Origin of the sequence: Pseudorhodobacter sp. (assembly GCF_034675685.1) — a bacterium.
GTDB lineage: Bacteria > Pseudomonadota > Alphaproteobacteria > Rhodobacterales > Rhodobacteraceae > Pseudorhodobacter.
The window spans coordinates 75,825-100,103 of the sequence record NZ_JAUCDA010000013.1 but is presented as its reverse complement, the minus strand read 5'-3'; the positions used below and the strand labels follow the sequence as shown (position 1 = coordinate 100,103).

Below are 24,279 nucleotides of genomic sequence, written 5' to 3'. Positions count from 1 at the left end.
CACGGGGCAGGGTAGCATTTTACTACCCTGCCAATCAGTCAAAAGGCGTTCTTCAAGCGTTGGCTTCGCGGATTTTATCAGCGGCTTCCTTGTTGAAGGCCACACCATTGGCCTCAAGCAGTTGATCCATCTCACCGTTCAGCGTCATTTCGGTGATGATATCGCAGCCGCCTACAAATTCGGCTTTGACATAAAGCTGCGGAATCGTGGGCCAATCGGAAAAATCCTTGATGCCTTGCCGAATATCGGCATCTTCCAGCACGTTCACATCGGCAAATTCGACGCCCATGAAGTTAAGAACCCCCGCCACGCGCGAAGAAAACCCGCATTGCGGCGCCAATTTGGTGCCTTTCATGAACAGAACAACATCGTTCTTGGTGATAATGTCTTGAATTTTTGCTTTTGCGTCGGTCATCGCTTATTCCTTGGGTTTGGACTTCCTGAAAGGAAGATTGTTTTAATGCTGCGTCCACATTCAGGATGGGAAATGCAAGCAAGACGGCGATTGCGCGCCCCTATTGCAGGCGCCAGGTCACTTTAATCAGGGGCTTTGGTCGTCAGCGCCAGCGCATGCAATTCGCCATTCGCCCCGTCCATCTTGCCCTTCAGGCTGGCATAGACCGCACGTTGCTGTTGCACGCGGTTCAGGCCCTTGAAGCTTTCGTCGATCACCTCGGCAGCCCAGTGATTGCCGTCGCCAGCCAGATCGGTGATGGTAATCTTGGCCTTTGGAAAGCTGGCACGGATCAGGTTTTCAATGTCTTGCGCTTGCATGGCCATTTTTTTGCGTCCTGTTGGGGTATTCATCTGTAATGTAGGGCGGTCTGCGGTGGCGTGCAAGATCAGCCGACCGCCTTGGCAAAGGCGGTGCGGTAGAGCGTTGAGAGATCGGCCAAAGACGCAGAATTGGTGCCAAAACACACAGATGTACCGCCAAACTGGCCCATTTGCGTCACTTTTACACCTGCTTTTTCCCCTGCCGCCATCAATTCTGCCGCATGCGCCAAATCACATGCGACCAGATAGCGCGCCTGATCTTCGCCAAACAGCGTCGCAATGCCGCTGCTTTCAACCCAGACGCCGGTATTCGCGGCATCGGCCATTTCAAACGCGGCCAGGCCAAGCCCGCCATCGCTCAGGTCTGTTGCCGCGCGCAGCAGCTTGCGGTTGGCGCGCAAGAATTCGCCGTGTTTACGCTCGGCCTTCAGATCAACCGGGGGGGCATCGCCGGTTTCCATGCCGAACGCCTCGGCCAGCAGTGCCGATTGGCCAAGATGGCCCTGCGTTGTGCCGATAACCAGCAGCATGTCGCCTTCGCGGGCCAGGCCCGAAATCAGCTCGTCTTCCGAGGCCAGAATTCCCACAGCGCCGATGGTCGGTGTGGGCAGAATGCCGGCACCGTCGGTTTCATTATACAGCGAGACATTGCCTGAAACGATCGGCATATCCAGCGCCTTGACCGCAGCGCCAATCCCTTTGATCGCGCCCACAAGCTGGCCCATGATTTCCGGCTTTTCGGGGTTGCCGAAGTTCAGGTTGTCGGTCGTGGCAAGCGGGCGCGCGCCAACGGCGCAAAGGTTGCGATAAGCCTCGGCCACCGCTTGCTTGCCACCCTCGACCGGGTTGGCCATGACATAGCGGGGGGTGACGTCAGAGGTGAAGGCCAGCAGTTTCGGCGTGCCATGCACCCGCACCACACCCGCCCCAAGGCCGGGGCTGCGCACGGTATCGGCCATGACCATGCTGTCATATTGTTCCCAGACCCATGCTTTATGGGCGTAATTCGGGCTGCCGATCAGGGCGCGCAGGGCTGCAATCGGCTCAATCCTTGGCACGTCGCCCACAGCGCCCGCGGGGGGTGTTTCAACCCAGGGGCGATCATATTCGGGGGCCGAAGACGCTAGTTTTGACAGCGGCAAATCGGCCTTTACCTCATTGCCCTGCAAGATCAGAAAGCGGTCTTCGGCGATGGTTTCACCGACAATCGCGAAATCCAGATCCCATTTCACAAAAATGGCGCGGGCTTCGGCCTCCAGCTCGGGGTTCAGCACCATCAGCATCCGCTCTTGGGATTCCGACAGCATCATTTCATAGGCGGTCATTGCCGATTCGCGCTGTGGCACGTCATCCAGTTGCAACTTGATGCCCAGCTTGCCCTTGTCGCCCATCTCGACCGCCGAACAGGTCAGGCCAGCGGCCCCCATATCCTGGATCGAGATCACGGCACCAGTTTGCATCAGCTCCAGACAGGCTTCCAGCAGGCGCTTTTCGGTAAAGGGGTCGCCGACCTGTACGGTGGGGCGCTTATCCTCGATCGTGTCGTCAAATTCGGCACTGGCCATGGTGGCCCCGCCGACGCCATCGCGCCCGGTTTTCGCGCCGAGGTAAACCACAGGCATACCAACACCCGAGGCAACCGAATAGAAAATCTTGTCCGCATCCGCCAGCCCCGCGGCAAAGGCATTGACAAGGCAGTTGCCGTTATAGCTGCGGTGAAACCGCACTTCGCCGCCCACGGTTGGCACGCCAAAGGCATTGCCATAGCCGCCGACCCCTTCCACGACACCCTTGACCAGATGCGCGGTTTTGGGATGCTCGGGCACGCCAAATGACAGGGCGTTCATCGCGGCAATCGGGCGTGCGCCCATGGTGAATACATCGCGCAAGATACCGCCAACGCCGGTCGCAGCCCCTTGATAGGGTTCGATGTAGGAAGGGTGATTGTGGCTTTCCATCTTGAAAATGACAGCCTGGCCATCGCCGATATCAACCACGCCTGCATTTTCACCAGGACCGCAAATGACCTGCGGGCCAGTGGTCGGCAAGGTGCGCAGCCATTTCTTTGAGGATTTATACGAACAATGCTCATTCCACATCGCCGAGAAAATGCCCAATTCGGTAAACGATGGCTCGCGCCCGATGATTTCCAGCAAACGCTCATATTCATCCGGCTTCAGCCCATGTGCGGCAACAAGCGCTGGCGTGATTGCGGGTTCGGACACGGTTACAGACATGGCATTTCCCATCGGCTCAATGATGCCGCGTCCATAGGACAAAGCAGGGCAAAGGGGAAGGGGAAAGGCACATCTGCCACGCAAGGCAACCGTTTTTGGCCTATTGCCGGTTGAGGCTGCGGATGGGCCGCCACAAGGCCGGGTTGGCTTTACCCGCTTTGAACAGCGAAAAAAAAAGGCCGAGCTTTCGCTCGGCCGAGTCCAACAGGGAGGTATGAAAGAGACAAGAGTAACTCATAGCCGCTTTCGTAGCCTCAGATAGGCCGCCTGTTGCCATGGTGCAAGTTTTTTGACCGTGCAGTACAGGAATGTCCGCCATGCGCGCCGTGCATGGCTGGGGTGGGCTGCGCGGAAGCGGCAGAGTTTTTGCCGTGGAGCCTGTCGAATATGCCGGTGTTCTGCCAATATCCCGAACGGGTTATGCAGGCCACGGGGCGCTGCCTGAAGCCGTGCCCCTGACGCGGCGCACCACGCTTCAATCAGCCGGGTCGCCAAGTTCCCTTTGCCGTTTGCGATAAGCAAAAATTTCTTCTGTCACGAAATCCCGGAATGCAGAAACCCGCTTTGATTGCCGCAGCTCCTCGGGGTAGGCAAGGAAAACCGGAACATCGGCTGATTCCACGTCGGGCAATACCCGAACCAAATGCGGAAAATCCTCGGTCAGGTAGTCGGGCAGCACCCCAATACCCAGATGGCTGAGCACACCTTGCAAAACGCCAAAATAGTTGTTGACCGTCAAGGTTGACGGAATGTCATGCAACATCAGTTGCTGCACCAGCAACGCGCCTGCAGCAACCTGAGGCGTTCCGGTGTGCTGCGAAATCAACCGGTGATGGGCAAAATCTTCCATCGCTTTCGGTTCGCCCGCCTGCTCCAGATATTCCTTGGTTGCATAAAGCCGCATCCGAATATTCATCAAGCGCCGCCGAATAAGATCGGCCTGGCTGGGCTCTTTCATGCGGATTGCCACATCGGCCTCGCGCATCGGCAAATCAAGCACGCGTTCTTCCAGCATCAGATCAATCTTGAGGCTGGGGAACTTGGCGTAAAGCGCAGGCAGGCGCGGGGCAAGCCAGAGCGTGCCAAACCCGGTCGTGGTGGTGACGCGCAATTCGCCAAACACCTCATCCTCGCTGTCTCGAATCCGGGCGGCGGCGGCATCAAGCCGTTTTGCCATGGATTTGGTTGCCTCAAACAGCAGCTCACCCTGTTCGGTCAGAATCAGCCCCCGTGCATGGCGGTGAAACAGGGTCACGCTCAGGCTGTCTTCCAATGAGCGTATTTGCCGCGAGACGGCAGATTGCGATAGATGCAGAACGTCGCCGGCATGGGTCAGGCTGCCGGCATCGGCCACCGCGTGAAATATTCTTAGTTTATCCCAGTCCATCCTGATACTCTCACAAATTTGCCGCACGCTAACACGAACTGTTCTATGTATCGACTACCATCGTCATATAAACAGTCTGCAGGGCAAAAATTTCTGCTTTGTAGGTCAGCTTTTTTGACCTATATTGGACCCAATCGCAAGCACTGGGGAGGACACGCTGTGACCAAGCAAGAAATATCACTCCATGATCGGCTGGATTTGACAAAATCCCAGGTGCTGTTGAATGGTACGCAGGCATTGGTGCGACTGATGCTGATGCAAAAGGCCCGCGACATGCAGGCGGGGCTGCATACGGCGGGGCTGTGTACGGGGTATCGCGGCTCGCCTCTCGGGGCGGTCGATCTGCAGATGGCCCGCGCACAAAAAGAGCTTTTGGCCGCTGACATCACCTTTCAGCCCGGCCTGAACGAAGATCTTGCCGCCACCGCGATCTGGGGCAGCCAGCAGGCAGAACTGCGCGGGCAGGGCAAGTATGACGGGGTTTTCGGGCTTTGGTATGGCAAGGGGCCGGGGGTGGACCGGTCGGGCGACGTCATGCGCCATGCCAACCTTGCCGGCACCTCGCCGCATGGGGGGGTGATCATGGCCCTGGGCGATGACCATACCGGCGAAAGCTCTACCACCTGCCATCAGTCGGAATGGGCGGCGGTGGATGCCTCTATCCCGGTTCTGTCGCCTGCGGGGGTGCAGGAAATTCTGGATTACGGCTTATATGCTTTTGCCTTGTCGCGGTATGCCGGGGTCTGGACCGCGCTCAAGCTGATGAAAGACACGGTCGAGGCGACGAGTGTGGTCGACGCGCGCCTTGACCGCATGGCCTTTGTCACGCCTGATTTTCCAATGCCCAAGGATGGCTTGAATATCCGTCTGCCGGACCACTGGATCCAGCAAGAGGAGCGGTTGGTCAACCACAAGCGCTACGCTGCCGAGGCGTTTTCGCGCGCCAATGGCATTGACCGGCGGGTTTGGGGCAAGCCGGGGGCCAGGATCGGGCTGGTTGCGGCTGGCAAGAACTGGCTGGACCTGACACATGCGCTGTCGCTGCTGGGGATTGATGAGGCCGAGGCGGAACGGCTGGGGGTTACCACCTACAAGGTTGGCCAGCCCTGGCCGCTAGATATGCACAGCTTTCACGATTGGGCCGACGGGCTTGATCTGATCATCGTCGTTGAGGAAAAACGCAAACTGATCGAAGTGCAGATCAAAGAGGCGATTTTTGATGATCGCCGGGGCCGCCGGGTTTGGGGCGGGCGCAAAGGCTCACCCGAGGCGGAGGTGCTGTTTCCAGTGCCGATGTCACTTGATCCGGTGATGATTGCCGCCAAGCTGGGGGAGATTTTGATTGCGGAAGGGCGCGGCAGTGACAGGTTGAAAGACGCCTTGCAACGCATTGACCAAGCAACGAAATCTGATAATGCTACCGATATCGCAGCGCGCTTGCCCTATTTCTGTTCGGGCTGCCCGCACAACACCTCGACCCTGCTGCCAAAGGGCGCGCGGGCTGGGGCGGGCATCGGCTGCCATTTCATGGCGGCATGGATGGATCGTGGCACCTCGGGCGTTACCCAGATGGGCGGCGAGGGGATGAACTGGGTCGGAGAGGCGCCGTTTTCCAACACCGAGCATGTGTTTCAAAACCTTGGCGACGGCACCTATAACCATTCCGGCATGTTGGCGATCCGCGGGGCTTTGGCCGCCAAAACCAACATCACCTATAAAATATTGTTCAATGATGCCGTGGCAATGACGGGCGGCCAGCATAATGAAGGCGATCTGGATGCGTACCGGATTGTCGCCGAGGTGCAGGCGATGGGGGTGCAGGCGGTGGCTGTCGTCTATGACCCCAAAGAGGCTGTGGATCTGTCACGCTTCCCCGCCAATGTGGAAAAACACACCCGCGAAGCGATCATTCCGGTTCAAGAGAAGTTCAGCAAAATCAAAGGTGTGTCGGTCATTGTTTACATCCAGACCTGCGCCGCCGAAAAACGCCGTCGCCGCAAGCGTGGCCAGTTTCCCGATCCGGACAAACGGGTGTTCATCAATACCGATATCTGCGAAGGTTGCGGCGATTGCGGTGTGCAGTCGAATTGCGTTTCTATCGTGCCGGTTGAAACGGAATTGGGGCGTAAGCGGGCGATTGATCAATCGTCGTGCAACAAAGATTATTCATGCGTTTCAGGGTTTTGCCCCTCGTTCTTAACGCTGGAAGGCGCCAGGGTGAAGAAAGCGGCGACCGCAGAGATTGTTTTGCCAGACCTGCCCGAACCAAAGCTGCCCGTGATCAACGGCACGCATAATGTGGTGATCACCGGGGTTGGTGGCACCGGCGTTGTGACGGTGGGGGCGATTCTGGCGATGGCCGCCCATGTTGATGGCAAAGGCGCTGGCATGATGGAAATGGCGGGCCTCGCGCAAAAAGGCGGCGCGGTTCACATCCATTGCCGGCTTGCGAATTCGCCCGCCGATATTTCGGCCATTCGGGTTGCCGTCGGCGAGGCAGACGCGGTTATCGGCGGTGACCTGGTCGTGACTGCCGGGGGCAAAACGCTGGGGCTGATGACAACGGGCCGGACCGGGGCTGTGGTGAACTCTCATGAAATCATCACAGGAGATTTCACCCGCAATCCAGGATTTCGTATTCCTTCCGATAGGTTGCAGCTTTCTCTTGAGGCAAGGCTGAAAGATCGTTGCAGCTTTTTTGATGCAACAGAGCTTGCCCGCGCGGCTTTGGGTGACAGCATCTATTCCAACATGCTGGTGTTTGGGGCAGCTTGGCAGCAGGGCCTGATTCCGCTGTCGCTGGACGCGATTTCCAAGGCCATCACCCTGAACGGTGCGGGGCCAGAACGAAACCTGCGCGCGTTCAACCTTGGCCGATGGGCCATGCTGTATCCGACCGAGGTGCAGCGCATCCTTGCACCTGAAACACCGCAAACGCCTGACCCTGTCGCCGTTCGCGTGGCCCATCTGCGCGAATACGGCGATGAGGCGCTGGTTGCGCGCTTTTTGAAGCTGGTCGAGGCAGCGCCCGGACCATTGCGGGAAAGCGTGGCAAAAGGCTATCATAAGCTATTGGCAATAAAGGATGAATACGAAGTTGCGCGGCTGCATCTTGATAGCATGACCAAGGCGCAGGCAGAGTTTGACGGCGTCTTGCGCCCGACATTCCACCTTGCGCCGCCGTTCCTGCCCGGCAAGGACGCGCAGGGCCGCCCGAAAAAGCGCGCCTTTGGTCCCTGGATCATCCCTGTGTTCCGATTGCTGACCAAGATGAGGCCCCTGCGCGGCACGGCGTTTGACCCCTTTGGTCACAGCACAGAGCGGCGGATGGAACGGGCCTTGATCGCGGAATATGAGCTGGATCTCGCCGAGATCATCGCCGGCTACGCTGTTGCAAAACACGCGGTTGCGCATGAAATTGCCGAACTTCCGCTGACCATCCGTGGTTTTGGCCCGGTCAAGCAGGCCAATGCGGAAAAAGCAGCGCGCCAACGTAAAGCCCTGTTGGCGAAATGGCGCCAAGACGGCGGCGGCGGGACTGCAATGGCCGCGCAATAGGTGGGCAAAGGGCTGGCAAAAGGCAGGCCTTTTCCTGCGTCCAAACACGGCCTATGATCGCTGCCATAGGATCGGGGCGCAGGAATGGCCTTGAACGCAAAAGGGACAGGCCATGGCAGTAGGCGTTTTTGACAGTGGGCTGGGCGGTTTGACGGTGCTGGATGCGCTGGTCAAACGCCTGCCGGACCAAGCTTTTATCTATCTGGGTGACAATGCCAATGCGCCTTACGGAACCCGCACGGCCGAGGATATTTTCACCCTGACCTGTGCTGCGACCGAACGGCTGTGGGCCGAGGGCTGTGATCTGGTCATTCTGGCCTGCAACACCGCCTCTGCTGCCGCCCTGAAACGGATGCAGGAAACCTGGCTGCCCGCTGACAAGCGCGTTTTGGGGGTGTTCGTGCCGATGATCGAGGCGGTGACAGAGCGTCAATGGGGCGACAACTCGCCGCCGCGTGAAGTGGATGTGAAACATGTGGCGCTGTTTGCCACGCCCGCAACTGTGGCTTCGCGGGCATTTCAACGTGAATTGGCCTTTCGTGCGATCGGCGTGGATGTAGAGGCGCAGCCCTGCGGCGGCGTGGTCGATGCGCTGGAGCAGGGCGACGAGATGCTGGCCGATGCTTTGGTGCGCAGCCATGTCGAGGCCCTGCTGCGGCGGATGCCACACCCGCAAGCCGCCGTCTTGGGCTGCACCCATTACCCGCTGGTTGAGCAGGTCTTTGCCGATGTTCTTGGCCCGCAGGTGAAGGTATATTCGCAACCAAACCTCGTCGCGGCCGCACTTGCCGATTATCTGGAACGCCGGCCCGAAATGAAAGGCGCAGGCACAGCGTCAAAATTCCTGACCACAGGCGACCCCAAGCGCGTTGGCAGCAAAGCGACCCAGTTTTTGCGCCGCAAGATTGATTTTGAGTCGGCGTGAATCGGTCAGGCTGCTACCTTACGCCCCATGCATCTTGCGTTTGAATATGATATATTCGACTTGACACTAATCGCCGCAATAAAAAAACCGGAGACAGCATGAAAAGCCTAAAGAAAACGCGTCGTATTCAGGTGATCGTTTTGGCCTTCGTGGCATTGGCCATCTCAACCGGGTTGATCGGCTATGCCATGCGTGATGGGATCAACTTTTTCCGCGCCCCGGCGCAGGTGATGTCTGACCCGCCGCTTGAAACCGAAACCTTCCGCCTTGGTGGTCTGGTTGAGGAAGGCTCGCTCAAGCGGGGGCAGGGCGAAACCATCACCTTCAACGTGACCGATGGCGCGGCCACCGTTCCGGTTGCCTTTACCGGCATTTTGCCCGACCTCTTTTCCGAGAACCAAGGCATGATTGGCACCGGAAAACTGATCAGCGGCGTGTTTGTCGCCAATGAAATTCTGGCCAAGCATGATGAGACCTATATGCCCAAGGAAGTGATCGACGCGCTGAAGGATCAAGGGGTCTACCAAGCGCCGAGCGGTTGATTTGCATGGTTTTAAGGGTGTTCAACCCAAGCTGACCACCAAGCCGGGGGAAATATCCCCGGCGTTGGAGGCCAGATATGCAAACGATACAGGAAATCGCGCGCGGCATAATTGCGCGCGAAGGTGGTTATGTCGATGACCCCGATGATCCCGGTGGGGCTACGAATTTCGGTGTGACCATTCACACCATGCAACGTCTTGGAATTGACCTGACCGGCGACGGGGTGGTGGATAAGGCGGATGTTGCCGCCCTTGGCCCGGATCAGGCAGTAGAGATTTATCTAGAGCATTACTTTACCCGCCCCGGCATCGGCCAATTGCCCGCGGTGCTGCAAGCCTCGGTTTTTGATATGATGGTCAATTCCGGGGTGAATGCGGTCAAGCTGTTACAGCGCTTGCTGACGGATATGGGGTTTGCCTGCATTCCCGATGGGGCGATAGGGCCACAAACCATCGGTGCGGCGCAGCGCGCCTATGAGGCAGCACCCGCTTTTCTGGCCGATGCCTATGCCATTGCGCGGCGCAACTATTACTATCGAATCGCCGATGCCCGCCCCGCCAGCCGCAAATATGCCCGCCAGCGCAACGGCGGCAAAGGTGGCTGGATCACGCGGGCCGAGGCGTTCATGTCGTCAAACTATCACTTGTCAGCGGCCGATCATGCCAAGCGGGTGGCCGCATGGGAGTGATTACAAATCTTTTCGGCGGCGCCAATGCCGTTACCGCATTGGGAACGGCTGCGCGCGGGGTGGCCGAGGTTTTTACCCCCTCGGCCACACGACAGATGGAGCTTTCGGCCGAGGCGCAAATGGCCGCCCTGCGTCAGCTCGGGGCCGAATATGTGGACCCCGGCCTTGGCTGGTTTGATCGGATGGTCAATGGGTTGAACCGGCTGCCGCGCCCTTTGCTGGCTTTTGGCACGCTGGGTCTTTTTGTCTATGCGATGGTCGAGCCCGAAAGTTTTGGCAAGCGTATGGTCGGGCTGAACCTTGTACCGGACCCGTTGTGGTGGCTTTTGGGGGCGGTGGTTGGCTTTTACTTTGGCGCGCGTGAGGCGTTTCACTATCGCCGCGCCAGCGTCATTGCACCGACAGCCCCGCCCACGGCCGAGATGCCCAGCCTGTCCGAGCCAAACCCGGCCTTGCAAGCCTGGCGCAGCGCCAAGGGCTGATCCAGCCCGAATTTTCGCCGAAAATTCCGCGAATAGCCCCGTTGCATGCAGACTGATGCGGCGGGGCATTGACCAAATGCTTGGGCTCTGGCATCCCGGTCCTGATCCAAAGGACGGGACTGATGAACCTTTTTTCTGATATTCGCACGCTGGTTTTGGCCGAAATTTCCGCAATGATGGCCGCGGGTGACTTGCCGGACGGGCTGGAGCTTGGTGCGGTTGCGGTAGAGCCGCCGCGCGATGCAAGCCATGGCGATATGGCAACAAATGCCGCGATGGTGCTGGCCAAACCTGCCGGATTGCCGCCCCGCGCCATTGCCGACAAACTGGCCGCGCGATTGAAAGCCGACCCGCGTATCGCGGATGTTGCAGTTGCCGGGCCGGGTTTCTTGAACCTGTCACTGGTGCCTTCAATCTGGGCGGGCTTGCTGGCCGCAACCCTAAAATCCGGCGCGCAGGTTGGGCGCGGCACGATCGGCGCCGGTATCAAGGTCAATATCGAGTTCGTTTCTGCCAATCCCACCGGCCCGATGCATGTGGGCCATGTGCGCGGCGCGGTGTTTGGCGATGCCCTGGCGCGGTTGCTGGCCTTTGCCGGCTATGACGTGACCCGCGAATATTACATCAACGATGGCGGGGCGCAGGTCGATGTGCTGGCACGCTCGGCCTATGAACGCTACCGCGAGGCGATGGGCCACGCGCCCGAAATTCGCGAAGGGCTGTACCCCGGCGATTATCTGATCCCGGTGGGGCAGGCGATGAAGGCCAAATGGGGCAACACGCTGTTGGACCAGCCTGAAGACGTCTGGCTGCAGGATGTGCGTGATTTTGCCACCGAAATGATGATGGACATGATCCGCGCCGACCTGGCCGCGCTGAATGTGCAGATGGATGTGTATTCGTCGGAAAAGGCGCTTTATGGCACCGGCCAGATTGAGGCCGCGATCAACACCCTGCGCGATATGGGCCTGATCTATGAAGGCACATTGGAACCGCCAAAAGGCAAGCTGCCCGACGACTGGGAGGCGCGTGAGCAAACGCTGTTCCGTAGCACCGCGCATGGCGATGATGTCGACCGCCCGGTGATGAAATCGGACGGGGGCTGGACCTATTTTGCGCCCGACATTGCCTATCATTACAACAAGGTGCAGCGCGGCTTTGATCAGTTGATCGACATTTTCGGGGCCGATCATGGCGGCTATGTCAAACGGATGAAGGCGGCGGTTTCGGCGCTGTCGGGGGGCCGGGTGCCGCTGGATATCAAGCTGATCCAATTGGTCAAACTGTGGAAAAACGGTGAACCGTTCAAGATGTCCAAGCGGGCAGGAACGTTTGTGACCCTGCGCGATGTGGTCGAACAGGTCGGCCCTGATGTCACCCGGTTTGTGATGCTGACCCGCAAAAACGACGCGCCACTGGATTTTGACTTTGCTAAAGTGCTGGAGCAATCCAAGGACAACCCGGTTTTCTACGTTCAATATGCCAATGCGCGGATAAATTCGGTGATGCGCAAGGCGGCAGAGGCGGGGGTTGCCATAGATGACGCCGCATTGGCCGCGGCCGACCTGACCCAGCTTAGCCACGCGGCAGAGATCAATCTGGCCAAGAAAATCGCTGAATGGCCGCGGCTTGTGGAAATTGCCGCGCGGGGCAATGAGCCGCACCGGGTCGCGTTCTATCTCTATGAACTGGCGTCCGAGCTGCATACCCTGTGGAACCGGGCCAAGGATGAGCCGTCTTTACGCTTTATTCAGGACGATACTGCAACAACCCAGGTAAAAATTGCCCTCGCACGGGCAACGGGCGTTGTGATTTCTGCTGGTCTTGCTATCTTGGGGGTTACGCCGGTTGAGGAAATGCGCTGAACAATAGCGCCCGTCGGTGTGCAAACAGGCAAGACAGCATGGCCGGATATCCGCCCATGCAGTGAGGCAGAGAGCATGGCAGACGTGAAATTCGAAACTTTCGATGGCGGTGCGGCCGCGCGCGATGGTGTGGTGGGGCAAACGACCCGCCTGTTTTCGATGGCAGGGGCTGTGACATCGGTAGCCTTGGTTCTTGGCATGGGCTACTGGGGCTATAGCCTTGCGGTGCGCGATATGACCGGCATCCCGGTGGTGCGGGCCATTGAGGGGCCGATGCGCATTGCCCCCGAAGAGCCGGGCGGGCAAATCGCTGACCATCAGGGCCTGTCGGTCAACAACATCGCCGCTGAAGGCGGCATATCGGCCCCGGCTGACACGCTGGTTTTGGCGCCCGCCCCGATCAACCTGAGCGAGGACGACATGACGGGCCCCCCAGCGGCACAGGATGCCGAAGGTTCGCCCCTGTCCGTCGGCGTGCCTGGCCTTGCCAGCGCGGCGATGACCGGCCTCGATGCGCAAAGAGACGGTGAGGAAGACAGCTTTGACCCGCTGCAAACCGTGGATGAAAATACCGATATGATCGCCTTGGCCGATGCGCTGAGCACCGGGGTAACGCCTTTGTCAGGCGATTTGGACATCACGCTTGATCTTGGCCCGCAAACCGCGCCTTCGTTGCCAAAGGGCGCTTTGGCCTTGTCGCCCCGCCCCCGTCCTCGCCCTGCCGGTCAGGTCACAATGGTTGCGGTCAAGGTTGATGCTGCCGAAATCACAGGCGAAAATCTGGCCTCGGGGACGCGTCTGGTGCAGCTTGGGGCCTTTGACAGCGAAGAGATCGCCCGCAAGGAATGGGACCGGCTTTCCGGGAAATTCGCAGATCTTTTGACCGGCAAAACCCGGATTGTGCAGGCGGCATCAAGCGGCGGGCGCATGTTTTACCGGCTGCGGGCCATGGGCTTTGATACCGAGGCAGATTCGCGCCGTTTTTGCTCGGCTCTTGTGGCAGAGCGCGCGGCCTGTATTCCTGTGGCTGTGCGATGACGGCAAGCACGATCGGCGCAACAATCCTTGGCTGTCTTGGCCCTGACCTGACGGCGGAGGAGGCCGCTTTTTTTCGCGCCGCGAACCCTTGGGGCTTTATCTTGTTTGCCCGCAACGTCGAAGACCCGGCGCAATTGCGCGGCCTGACGACCGATCTGCGCGAAGCTGTTGGCCGCGACGCCCCGATTTTCATCGACCAGGAAGGCGGTCGCGTTCAGCGCATGCGGGCGCCGCATTGGCTGGAATGGTTGCCGCCTTTGGATATGGTGCATCTCGCCAAGAAAGGCGCCGCACAGGCACCAGAACCGGGCAGGGCGCTGGCCGCCGCCTGCCGTGCAATGGAACTGCGCTACCGGATCATCGCATCCGAATTGCGCAGCGTTGGCATTGATGCCAATTGCGCCCCTTGCCTTGATGTCGCTTCGGATAGCACGCATCCTTTCTTACGCAACCGCTGTTTTTCCGAGGATGCGGCAGAGGTGGCGCAGCTTGGCCGCGCCGCCGCCAATGGCCTTTTTGCCGGCGGCGTGCTTCCGGTTGTGAAACACATGCCGGGCCATGGCCGCGCCAGCCTTGACAGCCACAAGGATTTGCCGGTTGTTGCCGCCTCTCGCGCCGCTTTGGCCGCGCATGATTTCGCCCCGTTCACGGCGCTGAATGACCTGCCTTTGGCAATGACGGCGCATATCATCTATACCGCGATTGATGCCGCGCGCCCGGCGACCACCTCGCCCCTTATGGTCGAGGTTATCCGCAATCAGATCGGCTTTGACGGGCTGTTGATGTCGGATGATCTGTCGATGAGCGCGCTATCTGGCAGCTTGGGCGAGCGCGCAGCAGCGACCCTTGCGGCTGGTGTCGATATTGCCCTGCATTGCAACGGCAAGCCCGATGAAATGGCCGCCGTGGTCGCTGGTGCGGGCTATCTGCGCGCCGATGCGGCCAGACGGGCAAGCAAAGCCCTGGCTGCCCGAAAACCGGCTGATAGCGTTGACATTGCCGCCCTGCGCTCTGATCTTTCGGCTTTGCTGGGCGGGTAAGGCAATGGCAGACACCTGGGCTGAGGGGCAGGAAAAACTGAGCGTCGCTGACCGGCTTGTCGCTGAGGCGCTGATTGTTGATGTCGACGGCTTTGAGGGCCCGCTTGATTTGTTACTGTCGCTAAGCCGGACGCAAAAGGTTGATTTACGCAAGATATCGGTTCTGCAACTGGCCGAGCAATATTTGCTTTTTGTCAACAAAGCCGGTGCTTTGCGTATCGAACTTGCAGCAGATTATCTGGTTATGGCGGCATGGCTTGCCTATCTCAAATCCCGGCTGTTGTTGCCGCCTGACCCGACCGAGGAAGGCCCCAGCGCCGAAGATCTTGCCGCCCATCTTGCCTTTCAGCTTGAACGCCTGCAAGCTATGCGTGAGGCTGCGGCGCAGCTGATGGCCCGTGATCAAAGGGGCCGCGATTTTTTTGCGCGCGGGCTGCCCGAAGATGTCACGCGCCGCAAGAAGATCACCTATTCTGCAAGCCTGATGGATCTGATGCAGGCCTATGCCCGGATCCGCACCCGTGATGATTTCCGCCCCTTTGTGATGGACCGCAACAATGTGTTTACCATGGAAGAAGCGCTGGAGCGTTTGCGCGGGTTGCTTGGCTATGCCGGGGAATGGACCGACCTGACAAGCTGGCTGCCTGCGGGCTGGGAAACCAACCCGCAGCGCCGCCGTTCCGCCACCGCCGCGCATTTTGCCGCCATCCTTGAAATGGCAAAGGCGGGCCAGCTAGAGCTGCGCCAAGGCGAAACCTTTGCCGCCATCCAGGTTCGCAAACGCGAAGGGGGCCGGCCATGAGCGAGACCAGCAGTCTGTTTGCCGCCCCGCCACAAGCCGAACAGGAACGTATGGTCGAGGCGGTGCTGTTTGCCAGTGCCGAACCCGTCACCCTTGCCGAACTCAGCGCGCGTCTGCCGCATGGCTGTGATGCCGCCGAGGCCTTGGTGACCCTGCGCAAACGCTATGCCGGGCGCGGCGTGCATCTGGTCAAGGTGGGCGATGCCTATGCGTTTCGGACTGCGCCCGACCTTGGGCACCTGATGCACAAGGAATTGGTCGAGACGCGCAAACTGTCGCGCGCCGCCGTGGAAACCCTTGCGATCGTTGCCTATCATCAACCCGTCACCCGCGCCGAGATAGAGGAAATTCGCGGTGTCGCCGTCTCACGCGGCACCGTGGATCAGTTGATCGAGCTGGAATGGATCAGGTTTGGCCGCCGCCGCATGACGCCGGGCAGGCCGGTGACCTTTGTCGTGACCGAAGGCTTTCTGGACCATTTCGGGCTTGAATCCGCCCGTGACCTGCCGGGGTTGAAAGACCTGCGGGCGGCTGGCCTGTTGGACAATCGCCCTAGTTTCGTCACAGGTCTGGTGCAAGATGACGAAGATGAAAGCCCCGAGGGCCAGAGCGAATTGTTTGAGGATTAGGGAATGGACCGCATTATCAGAATGATCATCAATCAGGTGATCCGCCGCTTTGTGAATGTTGGTGTCAACAAGGGCATCAACCATTTCGCGGGCAAGGGCAAACCCGCTGCGCAAATGTCTGACGCGGAACGCGCACAGGCCAAAACCGGGCGCGAAACCGCGAAACGCGCGCGACAGGCGGCGAAAATCACGCGGCGGTTAGGGCGCTAGCCGCGCGCCGAAAATCTGGTCTTGCACCGCTAAAATCTCGGGCGGCAGCGCCTCGATTGGCAGGTTCATTGACCCGCGCTCAAAGGTCGTGGCGTTGGAAACGCTCCACTCTACCGCGATCGTATGGCCTTGCGATTGTACCCCCATCTCTGTGCTGACGGATTTTATGACCGCGCTCACAGCCGCCGACAGCAGGGCAATCTGTTCAGGGGTCGCCACGACTGCGTTATCCAGATCTGATTCGGCATCAACGTCGCCACTGGTGAAAAAGTTGATCATACCCTCACCAAACTCGATGATTTGTGTCGCCGTGGGCGCGTTCTCTTCGCCCTCGGGCCAGAGCATCAGGTAAAGGTTCATATCTGCCGGTTGTGCCCAGACAGGCAATGGCGTGATCAGCAAAAGGCAAAGGGCGATGATCTGTTTCATACCGTAACTTTCCGACAGCCCGCGCCTGAAGGCAAATGACAAATGCAGTTATTGCGGCATCTTGAAATGTTTGGACAGTTTCAGCCCCTGGCCCTGATAATTTGAGGCAATCCCGGTACCATACAGGGCCTCGGGGCGCGCAGCCATGCGTTCATACACCAACCGGCCAACCACCTGCCCATGTTCCAAGACAAAGGGCGCCTCATGGCAGCGCACCTCCAGCACCCCGCGCGACCCCGCCCCCCCCGCCGCAGCCCAGCCAAAGCCGGGGTCGAAAAAACCGGCGTAATGCACCCGAAACTCGCCGACCATGGCCAGGTAGGGGGCCATTTCGGCCGCGTAATCGGGCGGTATTGTCACCGCTTCACGGCTGACCAGAATGTAAAATGCGCCGGGGTCGAGAATGATTCGTCCCTCACGGCTGCGCACATCTTCCCAGAAATCCCGCGCCGGATAATGGCCGATTTTGTCCAGATCAACCACGCCAGTATGTGGCTTGGCCCGAAAGCCGACCAGATCATCGCGCCCCGCCTGCAAATCCACCGAAAACCCCAACCCTTGGGAAATCATCGCCTCGCCAGACACCAGCGGTGCGGATTGGTGCAACGCGGTCAAGGCGGCGTCATCCAGAACTGCCTGCCCATCGCGAAACCGGATCTGGTTCAGCCGCATGCCGGGGCGCACCAGCACCGAAAAGCTGCGCGGGCAGACCTCGGCGTAAAGCGGGCCCACATAGCCGGGCGCGATGCGATCAAACTCTACCCCGCCATCGGTAATGGTGCGCGTAAGCAAATCCAACCGCCCGGTTGAGGATTTGGCATTGGCGACCGCCGTCAGCCCCGTTGGAAGCGCCAACCGCTCCATCAAGGGGATCACATAGACGCAGCCTTTTTCCAGAACCGCCCCATTCGACAAATCAACGCGGTGCATCTCAAACTCTGTGATTCGCTCGGCCACACTGCGCCCATGCCCTGCCAGAAATGAGGCCCGGACGCGGTAAGCCACAGTTCCCAAACGCAAATCCAAACTGGCAGGTTGCACTTGATCGGCCATGACCGCAGGCTGTGCTGTGATGGCACCACTTTCAATCAGACCGCGCAGGGCTTGGGAAGGTAAAACTCCGGTCATGGTCACATCCTTTTTACGGGGCTGTCGCAGATACGAAACCGCCCGCGCCTGTGGTAAAACAGGGCGGGCGGTTTTCGGATATGGTCGGGCTAGCGAGATTCGAACTCACGACCTTTCGTCCCCCAGACGAACGCGCTACCATGCTGCGCTATAGCCCGACACTGGCGCTTTCATACTGATATTCCGCGCGGGGGCAAGCCTGAAAGTACCAATTGGTTTGATTTAGCGTTTGTGTCTAGCGACGGGGCACGCGGCCCAGATCACCGACCCGGTTGCGCAAGATCTCCAACCGCTCCAAAATCGCTCTGACCTCATCTTGTTTTGCGCCAAAGGCACCGGGATAAAGTGACCGCAAATCGGCAGGCAACCAATGGCCAGTGATTTCCATTGCGGCTGGCAGCGGGCCGGGCAGAGAGGGCTGCGGTTTGGCCCCGTGATCGGTGATCGCGGTTTCCTCGGGCGTGGCAGGCGTGTCAGCGGTGCCGCTTGCTGCCTCTGGCGTCGCTGCGGGCTCAGACTGGCCCGCGCCCTTGGCCGGGGCGACAGGGGCGGCGGAAAGGGCCGGCGCCTCAACCGCAGCGCTGGAGGCGGCAATTGGGGGCGCGGCGGGGGGGAAGGTGCTGTCGGCTTCGGTTTCGGCCGGTGTTGTCGATTGTGGCGTTGCCCCTGCCTTTTCCGCAACACCCGCAGCTTCGGGCAGCGTTGCCGCCTCTGCGGGGGGGGCGACTTTGTCTTGCGCTGTTGTGGCAAGATCGGGTTCAGCAGGGTCGGAAGCCACATCGCCGCTTTCCGGGGTTGCAGGCCCAACCCCCATCGCATCGGCACTGCGCAAGGCATCATCATCCGGGCCTTTTGCAGCGTCGCTTTCGGGGGGCGCCGCAGCGACCGCGACCGCGACAGGGGGCTGACCTGCCTCAACCGGCGGCTTTGGTCGCGGAAACAGCACGATCGGATCTGATGAGGTCTTTGCCGTCGCCTCGAAAGGCAGGTCCAAATCCTCCGACTCGTCCTCATCGGATAGGCCGGAAACATGCCTGACGCCTTGCTCTCGCAAGATTTTCTGGACGCCGCGAATGGTCATGCCGTCGTCATGCAAAAGTCTGCGAATACCGATCAGCAATTCGACATCAGCGGGGCGGTAATATCTGCGCCCTCCGGCCCGCTTGACCGGCTTTATTTGCGGAAACCGACTTTCCCAAAACCGCAGAACATGCGCCGGCGTCTCCAATAAATCTGCCACTTCGCTGATCGTGCGAAAGGCGTCAGGCGACTTGTTCATAAGCGTCCCTCGGGCCAGAAGCGGCATATGCGGGGGCTGAGGCAACAAGCCAAACGCAATACGCCACGATACCAAATGCTTGCCTGCCCAGATCTGTCGGCGATCGGGTCAGGAAGCTGTGCAAACCACTTTACCTTTTGCCTCCGGCGGCAACACGGTCTTTCATCAGATGCGAGGGGCGGAAGGTCAAAACCCGGCGCGGGCTGATCGGCACTTCATCGCCGGTTTTTGGGTTCCGGCCAATCCGAGCGGTCTTGTCGCGGATCGAAAACGTCCCGAAAGAAGATATTTTCACCGTGTCACCAGATGCCAAGGCATCCGACACATGCATCAAAACGCTTTCGACCAGTTGCGCCAACTCATTGCGTGACAGACCCACTTCGCGAAACACCGCTTCGCTAAGGTCCATACGTGTCAATGTCTTTTCACTCATTCCATCCCCCTGATTTTTCCGGTAAGAATGCGTGGTTTGAAAACCCAAGTCAATATCAGAGGCTTGCGTGACGGACCTAAGACTGCGTATTAGGCCCGAAATAGCCTACCACCGCAGCACGACCGCGCCCCAGGCAAGCCCGCCGCCAATCGCCTCGACCACCAACAGATCGCCCGGCTTGATCTGGCCGCGCGCAACGCCAACCGAAAGCGCCAAAGGGATTGATGCCGCCGAGGTGTTGCCGTGATCTTGCACTGTCAGCACAACCCGTTCAATCGGCACATTCATCCGCGCCGCTGTCGCTGCGATGATGCGCAAATTGGCCTGATGCGGCACGATCCAATCGACATCGGCGCCAGACAGGCCAATCTTTTCCAAGGCTGTATCCGCCGTTGTTGCCAGCTTTTCAACCGCTTGGCGGAACAGCACGTTGCCTTGCATCCGTACCTTGCCCGATTGCCCGGTGGTCGAAACCCCGCCATCGACAAAAAGAATATCCTTATAGCGCCCATCCGAATTCAAATCCGCAGACAGCACGCCCCGATCGCTCGTCGTGCCGGTTCCTGTCTCGGCCTCCAGCACGACAGCACCGGCACCATCGCCAAAAAGCACGCAGGTTGACCGATCGGTCCAATCAAGGATTCGGCTGAATGTCTCGGCCCCGATAACCAGAACCCGTTTTGCCTGGCCTGAAACGATCAGGGCATTTGCCGTGGACAGGGCAAAAACGAACCCCGCGCAAACTGCCTGCACATCAAAGCCAAAACCGCGGGTCATGCCCAGCTTTTCCTGCACCATGGTCGCAACCGATGGAAATGTCAGGTCAGGGGTCGAGGTTGCGACCACAATCGCATCAATATCATTCGCTGCCAGCCCTGCATTTTCCAACGCCATGACTGCGGCCTTTGCCGCCAGATCCGAGGTGGTTTGCCCTTCGGCTGCGAAATGCCTGCGCTCTATGCCGGAACGGCTGCGGATCCATTCATCAGAGGTATCCAGCGTGGCCTCAAATTCAGAATTTGGCACGATGCGTTCGGGCAAATAATGCCCAACGCCCTTAACAACGGCGCAAATCGTCATGTGGCCCTACCATTCCCAGAATCTACATCCCCGCTGGCATCTTGCCCCGCGCGGCCCGCAGATGCAACGCGTGCGGCCAACCGTTCATTGAACCCGGATTTGGCAAGCTCGAACGCCAGTTTTATGGCCGCCGAAACGCCTGTTGCATCGGCTGACCCATGCGATTTTACCACAGTGCCGTTCAGGCCCAGAAACACCCCGCCATTCATCCGGCGCGGGTCCATCCGCTTTTGCAATCGGCGCAAAGACCCCAGGGCCAAAAGCGCGCCCAGTCGCGACAGCAGGCTGGCCCCGAGCGCCTCTCGGATGAAATCCGACATCAGTTTGGCCGTGCCCTCGCCGGTTTTCAACGCGATATTGCCGTTGAATCCATCGGTCACGATCACATCCACCCGGTCGCCGGGAATGTCGCCGCCTTCAACGAAGCCCACAAAATCGAAATCGCCAACGGCGGCCACGGCTGGCATCTGTTCAAAGGCTTGCTTCAGCTCTGGTCTGCCCTTGTTTTCCTCGGTGCCGACATTCAGCAGGCCCACACGCGGACGTTTCAGGTTCAAACCATTGCGGGCATAGGAGGCGCCCATGGTCGCAAATTGCAACAGATCTTCGGGTTCGGCCTTAACATCGGCGCCCACATCCAGCATCACATTGAAGCCACCGGGGTTGCGAGAGGGCCAGAGACAGGCAATGGCGGGGCGGGTTACGCCGGGCAGACGGCGTAGGCGAATCATCGCCACCGCCATCAAGGCGCCGGTATTGCCGCAAGACACGGCAACCGTTGCCTCACCCAGTTTGACGCTTTCAATGCAAGACCACATCGAGGTGCCTTCGCCATTGCGCATCACCTGGGCAGGTTTGTCTTCCATCGTGACCACGCGCGGCGCATGACGCAACGCACAGCGCCCCGACAACTCGGGGTGCTTGTTCACCAAAGGGGTCAGAACCGCCTCATCTCCATGCAGGATAAAGGCGATTCTGGGGTTCATTTCTGCCGATAGCACAAGCCCCGCGACAACTGCCGCAGGGCCCCGGTCACCGCCCATGGCGTCAACCGAAATCACAATTCGCCCTGTAGCCTGCCCGGAAGGGCCCAGTTGGGTCGTGTCAGCTGTATCGGGGCTCATCGTCATGCGTTAGGGCAATGACGGACGGCTTACGCCGCGTCCTCGTCCAGATCAGTCTCGGCTGTGGAGGCGATAACTTCGCGGGCGTCATAGTGACCGCACGCACCACAAACATGGTGCGGGCGCTTCAACTCGCCGCAGTTAGAGCATTCAGCCGGGTTGGAAGCGACCAATGCATCATGTGCACGGCGCATGTTGCGCTTGGATTTTGTAACTTTGTTCTGCGGGACAGCCATGGCTCGACCTCGGGGTTTTGAGGGCTAATGCCCTGATTTTCCTTTGGGATCTGGCCGTTACCCGATGGTCTGGGCGCGTCTGATCCACTCTGTAAACGAAGCGCGGAACATACTGCAATTCTGGCTGTGTGCAAGTCCTTTCTGACAGGCATTGAAAACCGCACAGCCAAGCGTGCCCTTCTTGCCTGTGTGTATCAGTCTTGCGGTGGCGCATCATCCGGTTTTTCCAGCCGGGCCTTCAAGGCGGCCAGGCCGGCAAACGGTTTCAGATCGGCGTCGCGCAAAGGGGCGGTGCCGGGGGCTGTGAACTCGGCCACTTCCAAAACCGCACCGGGGGCGCGTGGAAAGGGGGGCAGCGCCAGCGCCAGCGCCTCTACGGCCACATGGCCTGCATCAATCACCTCGCCCAAGGCCTCGGTGCTGTCATCCTCGGGCATTTCCATTTCATCGCCCTGTGGCTCTTGCCAGTTGGACAGATAGACGCGCAGCACGTCTTCGCGCAGCTCTGTGACCACCGGTTCAAGGCTGATCGCGCAGGCTTGCTCTACCACCGCCTCCAAAACCGCCTCCAGAATAAAGTCATGCCGCCCTTTGGGGGTGATCGTGCCAACAAACCGCAGCTTGCGAACCGCTGTAATCGCCAGATAATCCGCAATCGCAGCCCGCATCCGGGCGTTTGGAGCAAGGTCAAACCGATTGGGTTTGCGGCTGGACAGGCCCGCCACGCGAAACGGCTCGGTGAGGGGAATGGCGGCAAGGCCGTGATCATGGGTCTGGGTCATGCTTTGTCCTTTGATCTGTCACAGCCAAACCTGAGGCTGCCGATATTGCAACGCGATCCGGCGCAAATGCGTTCCTTTCTTGAACAGAAGCCTATCCTTCTGTAAGCCAAAGGTAACGCCGGGAAACCGGATCGGGATACGGGGCTTGTGCCTCATAGGCAAGAGGGTGCAATGGAAGTGCAGGCAAGCAAGATACGGGCGCGGTTCGCGCAGCTGGTCATGGCAGGGTGCATCGTGGCGCTTTCTGCCTGTTCGGCGGTCTATCGCAATCACGGCTATGTGCCCACCGACAACGATCTGGAAGCAATCAAGGTCGGGGTGTCGTCGCGCGATGATGTGGCTGGAATCATCGGCAGGCCCTCGGTATCGACACTTTTGAACGAGCAGGGCTGGTACTATGTTCAAAGCACGTTCAAGCAGCTAGGGCCCAAAGCCCCAGAAGAAATTGACCGTCAGGTGGTTGCGATCAGCTTTGATCAGCGCGGCGTTGTCGAGAATGTCGAACGCTTCGGGCTGGCGGAAGGGCGCATCGTGCCATTGTCGCGGCGTGTGACCGAAACCAATATCAAAGGTGTAAGTTTCTTGCGGCAGTTGTTCAGCAGCGTCGGCAGGCTTCGCGCGAAAGATGTCATTCAGGAATAGGCCTGCACCCAAGGCGTGATCCGGGGCTGAAGCCGATTGGCCTTCAGCCCCTTAGCCTTGCCGGGATGATCCTGCAGCCGCAGCCCCGTCGCAGCCCGCCAAAAACAATTCGCATTTTCGGGGCCGGGGCGTAACCAAGCATCGGTTTGGCTTGCATCGCCCTGCGGCACCCTGCATATTTGCCCCATCGCCCACCATGCTGCCCAGGCCAAAAGGATGGATCGGTTGTTGTATCTGCGCAAAGGGCGCTATCTTGCCCGGACCGCCTCGGGCCGCGCCGATCTGAACGCAGCATTCGCCTTGCGGGGCCTGTGCTTTGGGCAGGGCAATGGCGCCGATACCGACAGTTTCGACGCGCGGTGCAGCCATATCCTGATAGAGGACAGCCAGATCCCGGCTTTGGTCGGGTATTTCCGGGTTTTGCCGCTGATGGCCGGGGCTGACATCTTGCACAGCTATTCTGCGCAGTTTTATGACCTGTCTGCGCTGACCCGGTTTCCGGGCCCCATGCTCGAGATCGGGCGCTTTTGTTTGCACCCCAACCACCCTGACCCCGATATCTTGCGCATCGCCTGGGGCGCGTTGACCCAATGGGTCGATGCAACCGGGGTGCGGCTTTTGTTCGGGTGCAGTTCATTTTCCGGCGATGCCGCCGAACCGCATCTGGAGGCGTTCGGCTTGCTGCACCGCAAATACCGTGCCCCGGCGCAATGGGCGCCCAAGCCCAAAGCGCCAGAGCGGTTTGATTTTGAAACCGGCCTTGCAAGCCGCAGCCTGAACCAGCCCCGCGCCCAAGCCGATCTGCCGCCTTTGCTGCGCACTTATTTGCTGATGGGGGGCTGGGTCAGCGGCCATGCGGTTTATGACCGGCAGTTACATACGATGCATGTGTTTACCGGGGTCGAAATTGACGCCATTCCCCCCGCAAGGGCGCGGTTGCTGCGGGCTGTCGCGGGGTGATGCGC

General features: G+C 59.5%; 25 protein-coding genes and 1 tRNA gene. 13 read left to right on the top strand and 13 right to left on the bottom strand.

From position 1 onward, the window contains the following. Nucleotides 1-52: 52 nt before the first annotated feature. The 4 genes from grxD to VDP61_RS10470 all read right to left on the bottom strand — a co-directional run bounded on the left by grxD (nt 53) and on the right by VDP61_RS10470 (nt 4,401). Nucleotides 53-415 carry a Grx4 family monothiol glutaredoxin gene (grxD, locus tag VDP61_RS10485; protein WP_323006852.1) on the bottom strand — a complete coding sequence of 121 codons (363 nt, stop codon included), beginning with the start codon at nt 413-415 and terminating at the stop codon, nt 53-55. A 122-nt stretch (nt 416-537) separates the two neighbouring features. Beyond that, nucleotides 538-780, bottom strand: a complete 243-nt coding sequence (locus VDP61_RS10480; RefSeq protein ID WP_323006851.1) for a BolA/IbaG family iron-sulfur metabolism protein — start codon at nt 778-780, stop codon at nt 538-540. A gap of 62 nt (nt 781-842) precedes the next feature. Further along, nucleotides 843-3,002 (bottom strand): phosphoribosylformylglycinamidine synthase subunit PurL, encoded by a 2,160-nt coding sequence (gene purL / locus VDP61_RS10475; RefSeq protein WP_323006963.1) that lies wholly within the window; start codon nt 3,000-3,002, stop codon nt 843-845. Nucleotides 3,003-3,489: 487 nt separating this feature from the next. After that, nucleotides 3,490-4,401 (bottom strand): LysR family transcriptional regulator, encoded by a 912-nt coding sequence (locus VDP61_RS10470; protein WP_323006850.1) that lies wholly within the window; start codon nt 4,399-4,401, stop codon nt 3,490-3,492. 159 nt (nt 4,402-4,560) lie between these two features. On the opposite strand from VDP61_RS10470, the gene VDP61_RS10465 reads away from it, so the two are divergent. The 11 genes from VDP61_RS10465 (at nt 4,561) to VDP61_RS10415 (ending at nt 16,181) form a co-directional block, all read left to right on the top strand. Continuing rightward, nucleotides 4,561-7,959 (top strand): indolepyruvate ferredoxin oxidoreductase family protein, encoded by a 3,399-nt coding sequence (locus VDP61_RS10465; RefSeq protein WP_323006849.1) that lies wholly within the window; start codon nt 4,561-4,563, stop codon nt 7,957-7,959. A 112-nt stretch (nt 7,960-8,071) separates the two neighbouring features. Beyond that, nucleotides 8,072-8,884 (top strand): glutamate racemase, encoded by an 813-nt coding sequence (gene murI, locus VDP61_RS10460; protein WP_323006848.1) that lies wholly within the window; start codon nt 8,072-8,074, stop codon nt 8,882-8,884. Between the two features lie 98 nt (nt 8,885-8,982). Further along, nucleotides 8,983-9,426: a cytochrome c maturation protein CcmE gene (gene ccmE / locus VDP61_RS10455; RefSeq protein WP_323006847.1), complete on the top strand. Its 444-nt coding sequence runs from the start codon at nt 8,983-8,985 to the stop codon at nt 9,424-9,426. Between the two features lie 77 nt (nt 9,427-9,503). Then, nucleotides 9,504-10,115, top strand: a complete 612-nt coding sequence (locus tag VDP61_RS10450) for a holin-associated N-acetylmuramidase (RefSeq protein WP_323006846.1) — start codon at nt 9,504-9,506, stop codon at nt 10,113-10,115. Continuing rightward, nucleotides 10,106-10,597, top strand: a complete 492-nt coding sequence (locus tag VDP61_RS10445; RefSeq protein ID WP_323006845.1) for a holin family protein — start codon at nt 10,106-10,108, stop codon at nt 10,595-10,597. Before VDP61_RS10450 ends, VDP61_RS10445 begins: the two co-directional genes overlap by 10 nt. 122 nt (nt 10,598-10,719) lie before the next feature. Continuing rightward, nucleotides 10,720-12,462, top strand: coding sequence for an arginine--tRNA ligase (gene argS, locus VDP61_RS10440; RefSeq protein WP_323006844.1), 1,743 nt, complete (start codon nt 10,720-10,722; stop codon nt 12,460-12,462). A gap of 75 nt (nt 12,463-12,537) precedes the next feature. Then, entirely contained in the window at nt 12,538-13,500 is a 963-nt protein-coding gene (locus tag VDP61_RS10435; protein ID WP_323006843.1) for an SPOR domain-containing protein, read from the top strand. Continuing rightward, nucleotides 13,497-14,540, top strand: a complete 1,044-nt coding sequence (nagZ, locus tag VDP61_RS10430; RefSeq protein ID WP_323006842.1) for a beta-N-acetylhexosaminidase — start codon at nt 13,497-13,499, stop codon at nt 14,538-14,540. The genes VDP61_RS10435 and nagZ overlap by 4 nt, the downstream gene beginning before the upstream one ends. Nucleotides 14,541-14,544: 4 nt before the next feature. Further along, nucleotides 14,545-15,342: a ScpA family protein gene (locus VDP61_RS10425; RefSeq protein WP_323006841.1), complete on the top strand. Its 798-nt coding sequence runs from the start codon at nt 14,545-14,547 to the stop codon at nt 15,340-15,342. Then, complete coding sequence (gene scpB / locus VDP61_RS10420; protein WP_323006840.1) at nt 15,339-15,971, top strand: SMC-Scp complex subunit ScpB; 633 nt, start codon at nt 15,339-15,341, stop codon at nt 15,969-15,971. The genes VDP61_RS10425 and scpB overlap by 4 nt, the downstream gene beginning before the upstream one ends. Nucleotides 15,972-15,974: 3 nt before the next feature. Then, nucleotides 15,975-16,181: a hypothetical protein gene (locus VDP61_RS10415; RefSeq protein ID WP_323006839.1), complete on the top strand. Its 207-nt coding sequence runs from the start codon at nt 15,975-15,977 to the stop codon at nt 16,179-16,181. Here VDP61_RS10415 and VDP61_RS10410 read toward each other — a convergent pair. The 9 genes from VDP61_RS10410 to VDP61_RS10370 all read right to left on the bottom strand — a co-directional run bounded on the left by VDP61_RS10410 (nt 16,170) and on the right by VDP61_RS10370 (nt 22,672). Beyond that, a complete protein-coding gene (locus tag VDP61_RS10410; RefSeq protein ID WP_323006838.1) occupies nt 16,170-16,610 on the bottom strand; it encodes a hypothetical protein in 441 nt (146 codons plus the stop codon). The two genes, VDP61_RS10415 and VDP61_RS10410, sit on opposite strands and share 12 nt — an antisense overlap. A 48-nt stretch (nt 16,611-16,658) precedes the next feature. Then, the gene (locus VDP61_RS10405; protein ID WP_323006837.1) at nt 16,659-17,738 is read right to left on the bottom strand and encodes a 2'-deoxycytidine 5'-triphosphate deaminase; all 1,080 of its coding nucleotides are present in this window, start codon (nt 17,736-17,738) and stop codon (nt 16,659-16,661) included. A gap of 81 nt (nt 17,739-17,819) precedes the next feature. Continuing rightward, nucleotides 17,820-17,896: transfer RNA gene (locus VDP61_RS10400), tRNA-Pro, on the bottom strand. 77 nt (nt 17,897-17,973) lie between these two features. Continuing rightward, nucleotides 17,974-19,017: a MerR family transcriptional regulator gene (locus tag VDP61_RS10395; protein WP_323006836.1), complete on the bottom strand. Its 1,044-nt coding sequence runs from the start codon at nt 19,015-19,017 to the stop codon at nt 17,974-17,976. 130 nt (nt 19,018-19,147) lie between these two features. After that, nucleotides 19,148-19,450 (bottom strand): integration host factor subunit alpha, encoded by a 303-nt coding sequence (gene ihfA, locus VDP61_RS10390; protein WP_323006835.1) that lies wholly within the window; start codon nt 19,448-19,450, stop codon nt 19,148-19,150. A gap of 105 nt (nt 19,451-19,555) precedes the next feature. After that, the gene (locus VDP61_RS10385; RefSeq protein ID WP_323006834.1) at nt 19,556-20,530 is read right to left on the bottom strand and encodes a beta-ketoacyl-ACP synthase III; all 975 of its coding nucleotides are present in this window, start codon (nt 20,528-20,530) and stop codon (nt 19,556-19,558) included. Beyond that, complete coding sequence (plsX, locus tag VDP61_RS10380; protein WP_323006962.1) at nt 20,527-21,654, bottom strand: phosphate acyltransferase PlsX; 1,128 nt, start codon at nt 21,652-21,654, stop codon at nt 20,527-20,529. Before plsX ends, VDP61_RS10385 begins: the two co-directional genes overlap by 4 nt. A 29-nt stretch (nt 21,655-21,683) precedes the next feature. Beyond that, complete coding sequence (rpmF, locus tag VDP61_RS10375) at nt 21,684-21,890, bottom strand: 50S ribosomal protein L32 (protein WP_323006833.1); 207 nt, start codon at nt 21,888-21,890, stop codon at nt 21,684-21,686. A 194-nt stretch (nt 21,891-22,084) separates the two neighbouring features. Continuing rightward, a complete protein-coding gene (locus VDP61_RS10370) occupies nt 22,085-22,672 on the bottom strand; it encodes a DUF177 domain-containing protein (protein ID WP_323006832.1) in 588 nt (195 codons plus the stop codon). Between the two features lie 171 nt (nt 22,673-22,843). On the opposite strand from VDP61_RS10370, the gene VDP61_RS10365 reads away from it, so the two are divergent. After that, on the top strand, nt 22,844-23,314 hold the full coding sequence (locus tag VDP61_RS10365) for an outer membrane protein assembly factor BamE (protein ID WP_415234166.1): 471 nt from the start codon (nt 22,844-22,846) through the stop codon (nt 23,312-23,314). Nucleotides 23,315-23,539: 225 nt separating this feature from the next. Then, complete coding sequence (locus VDP61_RS10360) at nt 23,540-24,274, top strand: GNAT family N-acetyltransferase (RefSeq protein WP_323006960.1); 735 nt, start codon at nt 23,540-23,542, stop codon at nt 24,272-24,274. Nucleotides 24,275-24,279: the final 5 nt, after the last annotated feature.

Excerpts from the sequence above, each read along its gene's own strand:
- grxD (WP_323006852.1), bottom strand. The coding sequence starts at position 415 with ATGACCGACGCAAAAGCAAAAATTCAAGACATTATCACCAAGAACGAT.
- VDP61_RS10480 (WP_323006851.1), bottom strand. The coding sequence starts at position 780 with ATGGCCATGCAAGCGCAAGACATTGAAAACCTGATCCGTGCCAGCTTT.
- VDP61_RS10470 (WP_323006850.1), bottom strand. The coding sequence starts at position 4,401 with ATGGACTGGGATAAACTAAGAATATTTCACGCGGTGGCCGATGCCGGC.
- murI (WP_323006848.1), top strand. The coding sequence starts at position 8,072 with ATGGCAGTAGGCGTTTTTGACAGTGGGCTGGGCGGTTTGACGGTGCTG.
- ccmE (WP_323006847.1), top strand. The coding sequence starts at position 8,983 with ATGAAAAGCCTAAAGAAAACGCGTCGTATTCAGGTGATCGTTTTGGCC.
- VDP61_RS10450 (WP_323006846.1), top strand. The coding sequence starts at position 9,504 with ATGCAAACGATACAGGAAATCGCGCGCGGCATAATTGCGCGCGAAGGT.
- VDP61_RS10445 (WP_323006845.1), top strand. The coding sequence starts at position 10,106 with ATGGGAGTGATTACAAATCTTTTCGGCGGCGCCAATGCCGTTACCGCA.
- argS (WP_323006844.1), top strand. The coding sequence starts at position 10,720 with ATGAACCTTTTTTCTGATATTCGCACGCTGGTTTTGGCCGAAATTTCC.
- VDP61_RS10435 (WP_323006843.1), top strand. The coding sequence starts at position 12,538 with ATGGCAGACGTGAAATTCGAAACTTTCGATGGCGGTGCGGCCGCGCGC.
- nagZ (WP_323006842.1), top strand. The coding sequence starts at position 13,497 with ATGACGGCAAGCACGATCGGCGCAACAATCCTTGGCTGTCTTGGCCCT.
- VDP61_RS10425 (WP_323006841.1), top strand. The coding sequence starts at position 14,545 with ATGGCAGACACCTGGGCTGAGGGGCAGGAAAAACTGAGCGTCGCTGAC.
- scpB (WP_323006840.1), top strand. The coding sequence starts at position 15,339 with ATGAGCGAGACCAGCAGTCTGTTTGCCGCCCCGCCACAAGCCGAACAG.
- VDP61_RS10415 (WP_323006839.1), top strand. The coding sequence starts at position 15,975 with ATGGACCGCATTATCAGAATGATCATCAATCAGGTGATCCGCCGCTTT.
- VDP61_RS10410 (WP_323006838.1), bottom strand. The coding sequence starts at position 16,610 with ATGAAACAGATCATCGCCCTTTGCCTTTTGCTGATCACGCCATTGCCT.
- VDP61_RS10405 (WP_323006837.1), bottom strand. The coding sequence starts at position 17,738 with ATGACCGGAGTTTTACCTTCCCAAGCCCTGCGCGGTCTGATTGAAAGT.
- VDP61_RS10395 (WP_323006836.1), bottom strand. The coding sequence starts at position 19,017 with ATGAACAAGTCGCCTGACGCCTTTCGCACGATCAGCGAAGTGGCAGAT.
- ihfA (WP_323006835.1), bottom strand. The coding sequence starts at position 19,450 with ATGAGTGAAAAGACATTGACACGTATGGACCTTAGCGAAGCGGTGTTT.
- VDP61_RS10385 (WP_323006834.1), bottom strand. The coding sequence starts at position 20,530 with ATGACGATTTGCGCCGTTGTTAAGGGCGTTGGGCATTATTTGCCCGAA.
- plsX (WP_323006962.1), bottom strand. The coding sequence starts at position 21,654 with ATGAGCCCCGATACAGCTGACACGACCCAACTGGGCCCTTCCGGGCAG.
- rpmF (WP_323006833.1), bottom strand. The coding sequence starts at position 21,890 with ATGGCTGTCCCGCAGAACAAAGTTACAAAATCCAAGCGCAACATGCGC.
- VDP61_RS10370 (WP_323006832.1), bottom strand. The coding sequence starts at position 22,672 with ATGACCCAGACCCATGATCACGGCCTTGCCGCCATTCCCCTCACCGAG.
- VDP61_RS10365 (WP_415234166.1), top strand. The coding sequence starts at position 22,844 with ATGGAAGTGCAGGCAAGCAAGATACGGGCGCGGTTCGCGCAGCTGGTC.